Source organism: Dyadobacter koreensis (genome assembly GCF_900108855.1).
GTDB lineage: Bacteria > Bacteroidota > Bacteroidia > Cytophagales > Spirosomataceae > Dyadobacter > Dyadobacter koreensis.
In genome coordinates, this window is sequence record NZ_FNXY01000010.1 from 239,424 (window position 1) to 252,603 (window position 13,180).

The 13,180-nt window shown below is 41.2% G+C and carries 10 protein-coding genes; 8 read left to right on the forward strand and 2 right to left on the reverse strand.

Translation table 11 applies throughout. The features are described from left to right. Positions 1–232 precede the first annotated feature (232 nt). From BMY70_RS27945 to BMY70_RS27965, 5 genes are read left to right on the forward strand one after another with little or no spacing between them, the layout of a single operon-like run. Entirely contained in the window at positions 233–967 is a 735-nt protein-coding gene (locus BMY70_RS27945; RefSeq protein WP_229209806.1) for a hypothetical protein, read from the forward strand. Then, on the forward strand, positions 964–3,735 hold the full coding sequence (locus tag BMY70_RS27950) for a TonB-dependent receptor (protein WP_090341265.1): 2,772 nt from the start codon (positions 964–966) through the stop codon (positions 3,733–3,735). Before BMY70_RS27945 ends, BMY70_RS27950 begins: the two co-directional genes overlap by 4 nt. 30 nt (positions 3,736–3,765) lie before the next feature. Further along, positions 3,766–4,848: a DUF4249 domain-containing protein gene (locus BMY70_RS27955; protein ID WP_090341267.1), complete on the forward strand. Its 1,083-nt coding sequence runs from the start codon at positions 3,766–3,768 to the stop codon at positions 4,846–4,848. 18 nt (positions 4,849–4,866) lie between these two features. Beyond that, positions 4,867–5,997, forward strand: a complete 1,131-nt coding sequence (locus BMY70_RS27960) for a DUF4249 domain-containing protein (protein WP_090341269.1) — start codon at positions 4,867–4,869, stop codon at positions 5,995–5,997. 29 nt (positions 5,998–6,026) lie between these two features. Beyond that, entirely contained in the window at positions 6,027–8,420 is a 2,394-nt protein-coding gene (locus BMY70_RS27965; protein ID WP_229209807.1) for a hypothetical protein, read from the forward strand. A 100-nt stretch (positions 8,421–8,520) separates the two neighbouring features. Here the strand turns inward: BMY70_RS27965 and BMY70_RS27970 are convergent, their stop codons facing one another. Next, the gene (locus BMY70_RS27970) at positions 8,521–8,982 is read right to left on the reverse strand and encodes an Lrp/AsnC family transcriptional regulator (protein WP_090341271.1); all 462 of its coding nucleotides are present in this window, start codon (positions 8,980–8,982) and stop codon (positions 8,521–8,523) included. Between the two features lie 170 nt (positions 8,983–9,152). On the opposite strand from BMY70_RS27970, the gene BMY70_RS27975 reads away from it, so the two are divergent. Then, the gene (locus BMY70_RS27975; protein WP_090341490.1) at positions 9,153–10,106 is read left to right on the forward strand and encodes an NAD-dependent epimerase/dehydratase family protein; all 954 of its coding nucleotides are present in this window, start codon (positions 9,153–9,155) and stop codon (positions 10,104–10,106) included. 33 nt (positions 10,107–10,139) lie between these two features. Continuing rightward, the gene (kbl, locus tag BMY70_RS27980; protein ID WP_090341273.1) at positions 10,140–11,330 is read left to right on the forward strand and encodes a glycine C-acetyltransferase; all 1,191 of its coding nucleotides are present in this window, start codon (positions 10,140–10,142) and stop codon (positions 11,328–11,330) included. A 74-nt stretch (positions 11,331–11,404) separates the two neighbouring features. Here the strand turns inward: kbl and BMY70_RS27985 are convergent, their stop codons facing one another. After that, positions 11,405–12,220 carry a transglutaminase domain-containing protein gene (locus tag BMY70_RS27985; protein ID WP_090341275.1) on the reverse strand — a complete coding sequence of 272 codons (816 nt, stop codon included), beginning with the start codon at positions 12,218–12,220 and terminating at the stop codon, positions 11,405–11,407. Between the two features lie 362 nt (positions 12,221–12,582). Here BMY70_RS27985 and BMY70_RS27990 point away from each other — a divergent pair, with 362 nt between their 5' ends. Continuing rightward, a complete protein-coding gene (locus BMY70_RS27990; protein ID WP_090341277.1) occupies positions 12,583–13,116 on the forward strand; it encodes a YceI family protein in 534 nt (177 codons plus the stop codon). The last annotated feature ends 64 nt before the right edge of the window (positions 13,117–13,180 follow it).

Consider the following 13,180-nt stretch of genomic DNA (forward strand, 5'->3'; position numbering starts at 1 on the left):
GTGAATGTGTGCTCTCTTCGAACTTCAAAGTTAGGATCATTCGGCAAATTTGAAGGGATAAGTTGCTGTTTTTTATGTAACGGTGCACAAACAACCAATCACACACTTTAATTAGAAATAAAATTGGTAAGTATAAAGTAAGTAACTAAAATTGGTAACTTTAAGACATAGTAGATTCTTTGCCACGAAAGCTTGTAATTGTTCGTACAGAGTTTAAATTCCTGAGCCACATATGAGATTTTTTACGCCCTGCATTTTCTTTATTTTGAGTGTTATGGGCGATTGTGTCGCGCAGCTCTCCGATGCGAAAGCCATTACTTCTGAAAATGTCCCTTCCTATCCGTTATCACTTTATAAAGCTGCAACAGTCGACGCGCAGAATCTTTACAACGGGCGGCTCTATTACATTTATGATTCCCAAGAGGAAGAATTTCAGTTTTTTGACAGTCGTAAACTGGTAAAAGGTACCGTTTATTACGACGGGCAGCGTTACGAAGATATTCCTATGATGTATGATATTGTCAGGGATGAATTAATTATAACGCATGCAAATGGTTATGAAAATATCCTGCTCCAATCTCCAAAAGTCAAATACTTCTCAGTTCACGATCATAATTTCAAACGTTTCGAGTCAGGTCAGGGAATTAATGCTGATATGAAAACCGGGTTTTACGATCAGGTTTATATGGGAAAAACCAAAATACTCGTGCGGCGAACAAAGCAGCGGCAGGAAAAAATTGTAGAGAAAAAGGTGATCGCACTGTTTCCGGATAAGAATTTTTTCTACGTCTTTAAAGATGGAAAGTATCACTCGGTACATTCTAAGAAGTCATTGTTCGCGCTTTTCCCGGAACAGAAAAGGGAATTGCGAAAAGAATTGCGTGAACAGAAAAACAAATTCCGTAAGAATCGTGAAAAGGCTATTGTCGCTATGGTCGCCCGTTATGATGAACTAACTAAACCATGAACATATTCAGAAACTTTACGCTACTTCTTTCTCTGATTCTTTTCTCACAATTTAGCTGGGGGCAGACAGTCACGGAACCACGCATAACCATGCGTCTGGATTCTACGCGTTTCAATGATTTTGTGAAAGACGTGGAACAGCAGACCGGTTACTTTTTTTATTATGATGCTGCAAGGTTTGACAGTTTGACGATTGATCTGGAAGTAAAAGATCAAACTATCCGGAATGTTTTAGAGCAAGTTTTCAGAGGATCCGACTTCACCTATGCGATCGATGCAAACAAACGTGTATACATCACAGAAGGCCAGAGAATTATTACACAATTTCAACCCGGTTTATTTAATCCCAACAGCGGCGATGGAAACGAGGCCGTAACTTACGCGACTCCAGATAATGCGGCACAGGAAAAACTACTCTCAACCGCGGAAAGCAAAGTGCATGAAATTGGCGTCAAACGGTATAAGATTACGCCTGGAAATTCTACGATCACCGGTTATATCCGCAGTGCAGTAACCGGAGAACCAGTTGTCGGAGCTGCGGTTTTTATCGAGTCGCCATCCATCGGTGTTACCACAGACGCGTTAGGGTTTTACTCATTAACAATTCCGCGAGGCAAGCAAAAACTGAAAATTAAAAGTTTCGGTATGCGGGAAACACAGCGGCAGATTATTCTTTACTCTGACGGAAAACTGGATGTCGAAATGCGTGAAAGTGTGATTGCTTTGAAGGAAGTTTCTGTCAAAGCGGGTATGGACAAGAATGTTGTAGGTACACAAATGGGCCAGGTAAAATTGACCATCAAAAACCTGAAACAGGTACCCACCGTTTTCGGGGAAACCGATTTGCTGAGAACGGTAATGACATTGCCGGGTGTAAAATCGGTTGGAGAAAACAGTACCGGATTGAACGTTCGCGGAGGTTCGACGGACCAAAACCTTATTCAGTTCAATGACGCTGTCATTTACAATCCGTCCCACCTTTTCGGATTTTTCTCCGCTTTTAATCCTGATATTTTAAAAGACGTTGAATTATATAAAAGTACAATTCCATCAAAGTTTGGCGGCAGGTTGTCTTCTGTTCTTGATATCAATAGCCGCGACGGGAATAAAAAGAAATTCGTTGCGTCTGGCGGTATCGGTCTGGTCACTGGCAGACTGACTTTGGAAGGCCCAATAATCAAAGACAAAACTTCCTTCATTATAGGTGGTCGTTCAACCTATTCAAGCTGGCTCCTGGGCCGTTTGGACGATGCTAAATACAATAATAGTTCGGCGTCTTTTTATGATGTGAATGCAAATATCAGCCACGAGATCAACGAGAAGAATAGTATTTACGTGACGGGCTACATGAGCAAAGACAGGTTTAAATTGTTTGGAGACACAACGTATTCTTACCAAAACCAGATCGCGTCAATTAAATGGAAGCATACATTTAACACGAAATTATACGGAGAATTTACTGCTTCCCATAGCAAGTACAACTATCAGATGGAAAGCCAGGGATTGCCGCTGAATGCTTTCGATTTAAAATTTGATATTAACCAGTCGCAGTTTAAGGCCGATTTTAATTACGTTCTTCATCCAAAACACACGCTGGACTTTGGGGTAAGCTCGATTTACTACAAACTGCATCCGGGACTTTTTTCTCCAAAAGGAACCGAGTCGCTTGTGATTCAGGAACAACTGGAACAGGAGCAGGCTCTGGAAAGTGCAGTATACCTCGAAGATAAATTTGAAGTGAACCCAAGACTTTCTGTTACTGCCGGTCTTCGTTATTCACTTTATCAATATCTCGGCCCGAGAACGGTCAATAAATATGTTCCAGGTTTCCCTATCGATAAAATATATGAAGACGGAACGCAGCAGTATGCTTCCGGGAAAAAGATCAAAGGATATGGAGGGCCGGAATACCGTCTTTCTCTTCGCTACACGATTTACGATAATCTTGCTCTGAAAGTTAGTTATAATACGCTTCGGCAATACATTCACTTGCTTACGAACACCATGACGGTGTCTCCCACGGATATCTGGAAGTTGAGCGATCAGTATATTAAACCGCAAACTGGAGATCAGGTATCTGTTGGTCTGTATAAAAATTTCAGAGGAAATAAAATCGAAGTTTCACTGGAAGGTTACTATAAGAATATCCAGAATTTCCTGGACTACAAAGGCGGCGACTCGCTGATCATGAATCCACGAATTGAAGCAGCTGTTTTGGGAACAAGAGGCAAAGCATACGGGGTGGAATTTATGGTAAAAAAGATGACTGGAAAATTGAACGGTTGGCTGGGATATACCTATTCACGGACACTGCTTCGCGCGCTGGACCGGGAGTCGCCTGACGCACCGAATAAGGGAAATTATTATCCAAGCAATTACGACAAGCCGCATGATTTTACAATGATCAGTAATTATCGTTTATCTCACCGATTCAGTGTTTCGTTCAACTTTACATACAGCACAGGCCGGCCTTACACGCCGCCGATTGGTAAGTACATCATTGATGGTGCTCAACGGGTTTATTATGCGGATAGAAACCAGTTCAGGATTCCGGATTATTATCGGGCGGATCTTGCGGTAAATATTGAAGGAAATCACAGGGTTAAAAAATTGGCGCATAGTTCCTGGACTTTCGCCGTATACAATGTCCTGGGGCGGAAAAATCCTTCCTCTGTTTATTTTCAGACGCAAAATGGAATGGTTAATGGTTATCAGCTTTCCATTTTTGGGCAGCCCATACCAACTGTTACCTATAATTTTAGATTTTAACCTGGTATGGTAAAAAGGTGGTGTCTCTTGATGATCAGTGCCATAAATTTCTCTCTTTTACTTTTTGGATGCGTAGAACCGTTCTCGCCGCCGGAAGTAAATTCAGACGAGGGGTACCTGGTTGTTGACGGTTTTTTGAACATGGGATCTGACACAAGCATCATCGTATTAAGTCGTACGCAAAGTGCAAGCGTGAAAACAAGTGTTGTCATGGAGCTGGGTGCGAAAATTACTGTTGAGCAGGAAAACGGAGAAATTTTTACATTCACAGAAAAAGGAAATGGGTCTTACTTCTTGCCAGCCGTTACGTTAAATATGTCGGGTAAATACCGGTTGAAAATTAATACAACAAATGGAAAAGAATATCTCTCAGAATTTGTAGAAACTAAAAATACACCTCCGGTTGATAGTGTTGCAATGGTTTTAGATACCCGTCAGGACGCAGCAATTATGCAGGTAAATGCACATGATACGCAGAATCTAACGAGATTTTACAGATGGAAATTTGAAGAAACCTGGGAATATCGGGCGCCATTATATTCCTCACTTGAGTTGGTAAATGGACAGATAGTATCCCGAAAAGAAAATATCAATACCTGCTACCGAACGATAAAATCAGGAAATATTTTACTTGGATCAACAATCAAGCTGTCGCAGGATGTAATTAAAAATTTGCCCTTGACAACAGTTCAGTACAGTACCGGAAAGCTGCTTATTAAATATAGCTTATTGGTAAAGCAGTACGGGTTGACTCAGGATGCTTTTGAATACTGGACAAGTCTCTCTAAAACAACAGAAGGGACAGGCGGCCTTTTTGATCCGCTGCCATCACAGGTAACAGGAAATATAAAATGTGTGACTGATAATCAGGAATTAGTTTTTGGGTATTTCAGTGCCGCGGTAGAACAAAAGAAACGCGTGTTCTTCACGCCTGGTTTGGGCTCTTTTCCTTATTGTGAATCTCAAAAGATTAGTTTATCTGATGCTATGAAGACATCGGCTATACTACTGAATTTTTCTGGTGAACGACCGGATTCGGTTTTTGTTTCCAGTGAAACCTGCGCCGATTGCCGGGCACAGGGAGGCGTTCTTAAACGTCCTTCGTTTTGGTAGCGATTTAATAGAAATATTATGAAACGATATTATTTAATTGTGGCCGTAATTCTCGCATTCACGTTTTTTGTAAACGGGTGCGTCGAACCATTTTCTCCTCCTGAGGTAAATTCAGATGAGGGCTATCTGGTAATCGACGGATTTTTGAATGTAGGATCAGATACCAGCCGAATCGAACTGAGCCACACCCAGAATGCAAACGCGACAGCGCCGGTTTCAAAAGAATCAAGCGCGGCTGTTAGCGTTGAACAGGAAAATGGTATAACTTATACATTTACCGAAGCGGGTAATGGCTCGTATTTCTTGCCGCCTCAAAAATTCAATACAACGGCCAGGTATAGGCTGCGTGTTAAAACAGCAATCGGGAAAGAGTATTTGTCGGATTATGTTGAGGTTAAAAATACTCCTCCAATCGATAATATTGAAGGAAAAGTAGATACTCGGCAGGATGCCATGGTCATGCAGGTGAATACACATGATCCTACAAATCAGACACGTTTTTACCGCTGGAAATTTGAAGAGACCTGGCAGTACAGAACTGCTTTTTATTCAAGTATAGAAATCGTCAAAAAGGCGGGAGGGGACGATTACGAAATTGTTTCCAGAAAAGAGGATGTAAACCTGTGCTGGCGCTCGCTGAAATCGGCAAATATCTTACTGGGTTCGACCATCAAACTCTCACAGGATGTTATCAAGGATTTACCGTTGACAGCCGTGCCGATTTCTTCTAACAAGCTTTATATCAAATACAGTATTCTCGTTAAACAATATGGATTGACACAGGATGCCTTCGAATATTGGACAAGCCTGGCGAAAACCACAGAAGGTACCGGAAGTTTATTTGATCCTTTGCCTTCCCAGATTACAGGTAATATCAAAAATACGGCAAACGGCCAGGAACTGGTTTTTGGTTATTTCAGCGCATCAGTAGAACAGAAAAAGCGGATTTTTTTAACACCAAATCTCGGTTCTTTTCCAAGATGCAATGCTCCTGATACACTTACGATAGCAGATGCTTTAAAAGCTCCGGGCTCAACACTTACAAATTATTTTGGTCCCCGATCGGAATTCGTACTTACTACCAGCCCTTATTGCGCTGACTGCCGAGCACAAGGCGGAACTATTATAAAACCTTCTTTCTGGGAATGATGAAAAATATGAACATATATCGCGAGCCCATGAGATTTAAGCTCCTCTTCGTAACCATCATGGTTTCTATATTTTCTGTATTGACAGGACAGGCACAGAATAATTCCGGCGAGGAAGTTTCTCGGAAATTCCAGCAGTATAGTCAGCGCGCTGTTCAGGAAAAGCTATATCTGCATTTGGATCGCAGTTTTTATCTGGTCGGGGAAACCATGTGGTTTAAAGCTTATAGTGTGAATGCGGCAACAAGTAAGTATATGGACCTGAGTAAAGTTGCTTATCTGGAAGTGATGGATAAGGAGCAAAATGCGCTGGTGCAGACTAAATTTTCGCTGTCGGATGGAAAAGGTAACGGGTCATTGGTATTGCCATCGGCACTTCTAAGTGGAAATTACAAGGTCAGGTGTTATACCAATTGGATGAAAAATTTCAGTTCGGATTTTTTCTTCGAAACGGAGATTCGTGTTGTTAATCCTTTTGTAAAATTTGATCCCAACCCTGATGAAAAAGCAAAATTGACTTACGATATTCAATTTTTCCCGGAAGGTGGTCATCTGGTTAAAGATATTGAAAGTAAAGTCGGATTTCGTGCAGTCGCCAGTGATGGCAAGGGCTTTTATTTCAAGGGGGCATTGATTAATCAGAACAGTGATACATTGGTACGTTTTGAACCTCGAAAATTCGGAATAGGAAATTTTACATTTAAACCAGAGTCAGCTACTGGTTATAAGGTTGTCATTCGCGATCGAAAAGGGAATTCTTTCACTTATTCGCTGCCTGAAATTAAAGAACAAGGATATGTGATGCAGGTAAGAGAACAGTCTGCAAAGGAAATTGTGGTTTCTGTAACGGGAGCGGGGAATGAAAATGTCAGCATATTCACGCATACGCATCAGGACAACAGATATACTGAAACGAAAGCTTTGGTTGATGGGAAAGTCAGTTTTACTATCGACAAAAATAAATTTGGTGATGGTATCAGCCATATTACGGTTTTCAGTGCCTCCGGGAATCCTGTTTGCGAGCGGCTGTATTTCAAGCGTCCTTCGAAAGATTTGATGATCGATGGTAAAGTCAGTAAAGATGAATATGTGACACGGGATCGTGTTGTGATGGATCTGAGCACGAGTTCCGATGCCGGAATTGAAACGCTTTCGGATTTATCGGTTTCTGTTTTTCTCGCTGATTCCATTCAGACAAAAGATCAGGAAAGTATCAGCAGCTATTTGTTTCTGAGTTCAGATTTGAAGGGAAGTGTCGAGTCTCCGGAGTATTATTTGCAAAAAAATAATAAAGAGGTTGACGTTGATATTGACAATCTGATGCTTACGCATGGCTGGCGGAGATTTCAGTGGGATAACGTTTTGAAAGAAAATATAACATATCCGAATCTGCCGGAATTCGACGGTCATTTTATTTTTGGAAAAGTGATCAGTACCGTGACTGGTGAACCGGCAAAAAATATCGGTACTTATCTGGCCGCTCCCGATTCTCCCGCAAGGTTGTATTTTGCAAGAAGTAATGAAAAAGGGGAAATACGGTTTGAAGTAAAAGAATTTTTCGGTCCAAAGGAAGTCACAATCCAGACAAATCTTCGGCAGGATAGTACTTACCGCTTTGAAATGGCGAATCCTTTTTCGAAGTCTCCGTTAAGTTCAGGATTATCGTCCTTCCAGTTTGATAAAACTTTGGAAAATACATTGCTCACACGTTCTATAAATATGCAGACGACCAACGCATTTTTGCCAAAGTGGTATAAGGAAGCAAAATATGTGTTTTTGGATTCTCTCGCATTCTTCGGAGCGCCTGACGAAAAATATTTTCTGGACGATTTTACCCGTTTTCCAACGATGGAGGAAGTAATGAGAGAATATGTTCGGGGTGTTATGGTAAGGCGCCGTCAGAAAGAATTTCATTTCATTATGATGGATAAATTATTTCCGCAAACATTTTTTACGGAGGACCCTTTGATTTTACTCGATGGTATTCCTATTTTTAATACCGATAAGATCATGGCGTTCGATCCGTTGAAAGTTAAGAAAATTGAACTAATGAGCGCGAGGTATTTTCTCGGTTTCAGCGCGTCTACGGGAATTGTAAGTTTATCAACTTATCGGGGCGATCTCGCTGGTTTTGAACTCGATCCTCGTATCTTAGTGATGCCTTATGAGGGCCCACAGATCAAGCGGGAATTTTATACGCCGAAATACGACACGCCGGTAAGTTTACAGAGCAGAATTCCTGATTTCAGGAACCTGCTGTATTGGGTGCCCGATGTCGTAACAGATGCGCAGGGCAAGTCACAAATTAGTTTTTACACATCCGATCAGACAGGGCATTATAGGGTCGTAGTACAGGGAATGACTAAAAATGGTTTGGTTGGCAGTAAAACGTTCAGTTTTGAGGTAACACGCAGAAATTTATAAGATAGATCTTACAGTGTCGTCCACCCAAACATAGTACAGTACTATGTCCCAATTTGAAAACCCGGAGATACTTCTTCGGGTTTTTCTTTTATCAAAAATATCAGATATAGAATTCAGAAGTATGTTTGATTTCCTTCAAAACGAAGGTGCTGTTCAATACGCCGATGTTGTCGATTTTTGATAATTTATATTTTACAAAATCATGGTATTCGTCCAGGCTTCTGACATTGATTTTTAAAAGAAAATCGACTTGTCCGGCCATGTGATAACATTCCTGCACTTCATCCAGATTCTGGATTTCCTGTTCAAATTTCTCGATAAATGCTTCGTTATGATAACGCATGGAAACCTGGCATATCGTAGTAATGGGCCTGTTTATCAGTTTTTTATCTAAAATTGCTACATACTGTTTGATAAAACCCAGATTTTCCAGACGACGGATCCGCTCATAAATCGGTGAGATGGTCAGGTTTAACAATGTGGCAATTTCCTTGGTAGTTTTCTTTGCATCCTTTTGCAGAATACGCAAAATTTTCGTGTCTATTTTATCAATCTCTTCCATTGTGGCATAATATTTCCTGCTATTACAAAACAGAATGTTTCTAAAAAGTAAATTTTACTGACGAGTTTACATTTGACAACAATATTCATTGAATTTGGATATAAATATTTAAAATATTGTCTTAAAATGCAAAATTGCAAGTGATTTATACTTTATAAATGCCTTGTGAAATGAAAACTGAAAGTATATTAGTTATCGGAGCAAACGGCCAGATCGGTTCCGTTCTGGTGGAATATTTGCGTGGTATTTATGGCGACAATAAAGTGATTGCGTCAGATCTTCGGGTAAACCCGGATCGTCAGGATTATTTTGAAGTGCTTGATGCGACTGACGGAACAGCTTTACAGCAAATCGTTAAACGTCATAAAATTACCCAGATTTATCATCTGGCTGCGATTTTGTCTGCAAAAGGAGAGCAAGACCCTTTGAACACGTGGCAGATTAATATGCAGACTTACTTTAATGTCCTGGAAGTAGCGCGCGAGCATGGCGTCAAAAAAATATTTTATCCCAGTTCAATCGCCGTTTTCGGAGCTCATGTCCATGGGTCAGCAGATCAGTTCTCATATCTGGATCCTTCGACGGTCTATGGCATCAGTAAAGCAGCTGGCGAAAACTGGTCAAATTATTATTTCACTCGGTATGGAATGGATATCCGATCGCTGCGGTATCCGGGAATTATCAGTTATCAATCCATGCCGGGCGGCGGAACAACGGATTATGCTGTAGATATTTATCATAAAGCCGTTAAGGGAGAACATTTTGATTGCTTCTTGAAAGAAGACGCAACGTTGCCAATGATTTATATGAGCGACGCCCTGGATGCAACGGTTCGTCTGATGGAAGCTCCGTCGGAAAAGATAAGTGTGCGAACGGGTTATAACCTGGCTGGTATGAGCTTTTCTCCAAAAGAAATTTATGAAAGCATCCGCAAGGTTATTCCTGCTTTTGAGATAAGTTACAATCCCGATTATCGTCAGGCTATTGCTGAATCCTGGCCGTCGGAAATTGATGATTCGGAAGCGAGGAAAGATTGGGGATGGCGTCCGGCATATTCTCTCGATAAAATGACGGAGGAAATGATTCAGGAATTAAGAAAAAAATATGAAATAGTAAGAAGCTGATCTTCTTCATTTATTCATTCAAATTATAAAACGATGTACGGAAATATTAAGGAACAACTTCAAGGCGAACTTGACGGGATAAAAGAAGCCGGACTTTATAAAACCGAACGTATTATTGTGACGCCTCAGGCGGCACAAATTGCGACAGAAAATGGTAAGGAAGTTTTGAATTTCTGCGCCAATAATTATCTGGGTTTATCATCTCATCCCGATGTTATCGAAGCAGGTATTGACGCGATTCGCACACATGGTTTTGGAATGTCTTCTGTCCGATTCATCTGTGGAACACAGGATATCCATAAAGAACTTGAACGCAAAACAGCTGAATTTTTAGGCACCGAAGATTGCATTTTGTATGCAGCAGCGTTTGATGCAAACGGTGGAGTTTTTGAGCCTTTGTTGGGAGAGCAAGACGCTATTATTTCGGACGAACTGAACCATGCTTCTTTGATCGATGGTATCCGTTTGTGTAAAGCAAAACGTTTTCGTTACAAACATAATAATCTGGAAGACCTTCAAAAGCAACTGAAAGATGCCCAGGGAAGCCGTCGTATCCTTATCGTTACAGACGGAGTTTTTTCAATGGACGGAACGATTGCGCAGCTTGATAAAATCTGCGATCTGGCGGAGCAATATTCGGCCATGGTAATGATCGACGAATGTCACGCCTCTGGCTTTATTGGTAAAACAGGCCGTGGAACACACGAATTCCGCAATGTAATGGGAAGGATCGATATCATTACAGGAACTTATGGAAAGGCGTTGGGCGGTGCTTCGGGCGGTTTTACGGCTGCAAAAAAGGAAATCGTTGAAATTCTTCGTCAGCGTTCGCGTCCTTATTTATTCTCCAATACATTAGCTCCATCCATTGTAGGTGCTTCGATAAAAGTGCTTGATCTTCTGACAAGCTCTACTGCGCTTCGCGATAAACTTGAAAACAGTACAAAATATTTCCGGGAAGAAATGACCAAAGCTGGTTTTGATATTCTTCCGGGAGAACATCCCATTGTTCCGATCATGCTTTATGATGCAAAGCTGGCTCAGGAATTTGCAGCGAAGCTTTTGGAAGAGGGAATTTATGTGATCGGATTTTTCTATCCGGTTGTTCCGCAGGGTAAGGCTCGTATTCGGGTTCAGATCTCAGCAGGTCATGAGCGACATCATCTTGAAAAAGCAGTTGGCGCTTTCACCAAAGTCGGTAAAGAACTGGGCGTTATAAAATAGTAATATCCATCAGCAGAAATGCAGAAAGCCGGATACTTTACAGTGTCCGGCTTTCTGCTTCATGGTAGTCAGTATTATTTATTTTCCTGTGGAGGCTCAGGTTCCAGAAGTTCAACTTCGACGTGCAAAGATTGCAAGGTTGCATTTCCATACTGGGTTATCATTGCAACATCCGCCGCATCACGGCCATGCGCGATTTCAATCCGGTAACCTTCCGTTTTTTCCTGAACAGCATCGAATGTATACCAGTCGCCGCCAATATAAACTTCAAACCACGCGTGCAGATCCATTTCTTTTAATTTGTCAAGATACCCGACGGTCATCCGGGTTGGAATGCATAAATTCCGACAAAGTGCAATCGCCAAATGCGTAAAATCCCGGCAAACGCCGATTCGGTTTCTTGCCACATCCAGCGCGGTAGTGCTGGCATCGGTGACTCCGTACTGGTATTTAATATTGCTGTGAATCCAGCTTCGTATCGCTTCAACCTGCTCGTAACCCGGAACAAGATTTCCGGCGATTTCCATCGCCAGCATATTGATTTCATGCAGATCCGATTCGCAATACCGGCTTGGTAAAATGTAGTGCATAATATCATCAGGCAAATCGCCAACAAGCATAAAAGGCGGCGCTGGATTCGGAATCACTTTCGTCGGGTTGACTTGCGCTTCTACTTCTGTAGTGATGATGACCTGGCCAACCGGTAAAATAGTTCGCTGGCAAGGGTTGCCGTAAATATCGGTATATTCTGAAAATGGAACGGGCGGTTCTATATTAAAACCCTCCTTGATAATCGACTGTCCTTCCTGACGCCGTGGACGTAGCATTGTTGTCACTGTTGTGGGCGCATATACGTCGTACGTAAATATGCTGCGTCCCTTCATTTTCATGTAATAATCGTTTAAGTAAAGTTCAGTAAATATAGAAAGCTTTCCTGTCGGAAGTCAGTGAAAAAATTCATTGTTAAAATTTTCTTAACACACCATGTTTAAACAATTGTGCCAGCCAAAGCATCCTAAGTAGTCTGTGAACGAAGAACTTATTTTTGTTATAAAATATTCAAACATCGTTTTATTGGGTGTGTAAAATTCAGTTCAGGAAATTGACCTGAAAACCCGGATTAGATTAAAATTAAATTCTTTGAGACGTGATCTAATTTTACTAGATTTCCGTTTTCCAATACAAGAAGGCACAATCGAGTATGATTTTGGCGTACGTTGTGTTAGGTAATTAAAATTTAAAGATTATTCTTATGGCAATTACAAAGTGGATAGTAGACCCGGTACACTCTGAGGTACAATTCAAAATCAAACATTTAGTGATTTCTACAATCACGGGTTCTTTCAACAACTTTGAAGGAGGAGCAACATCTGATTTGAACAACTTCGAAAATGCTGAGATTCATTTTTCATTGGATGTGAACAGTATCGATACCAATCAGGATATGCGCGATGCGCACTTGAAATCGGCTGACTTTTTTGATGCTGAGCAGTTTCCGCATATCACTTTTCAGTCGAATTATTTCCATAAGGTTAAAGGCGACAACTATAAACTTTCCGGCTTGCTGACGTTAAAGGGTGTTACAAAACCCATTGAGCTTGATGCAGAATATGGAGGTTCGGAACGTGATTCCGATGGAAACATAAGAATCGGTTTTGAAGTAGAAGGAAGAATCAGTCGCCAGGAATTTGGCCTGAATTATATGCAGCTGACAGAAACCGGTGGTTTGCTAATCGGAGAAGATGTTAAACTTCTTGCCAATATTCAGTTGGTAAAACAGAATTAAGCGAACAATATCTTTGATGAAAATGCCTGCTCCGACACGCTTCGGAGCAGGCATTTTTTTGATA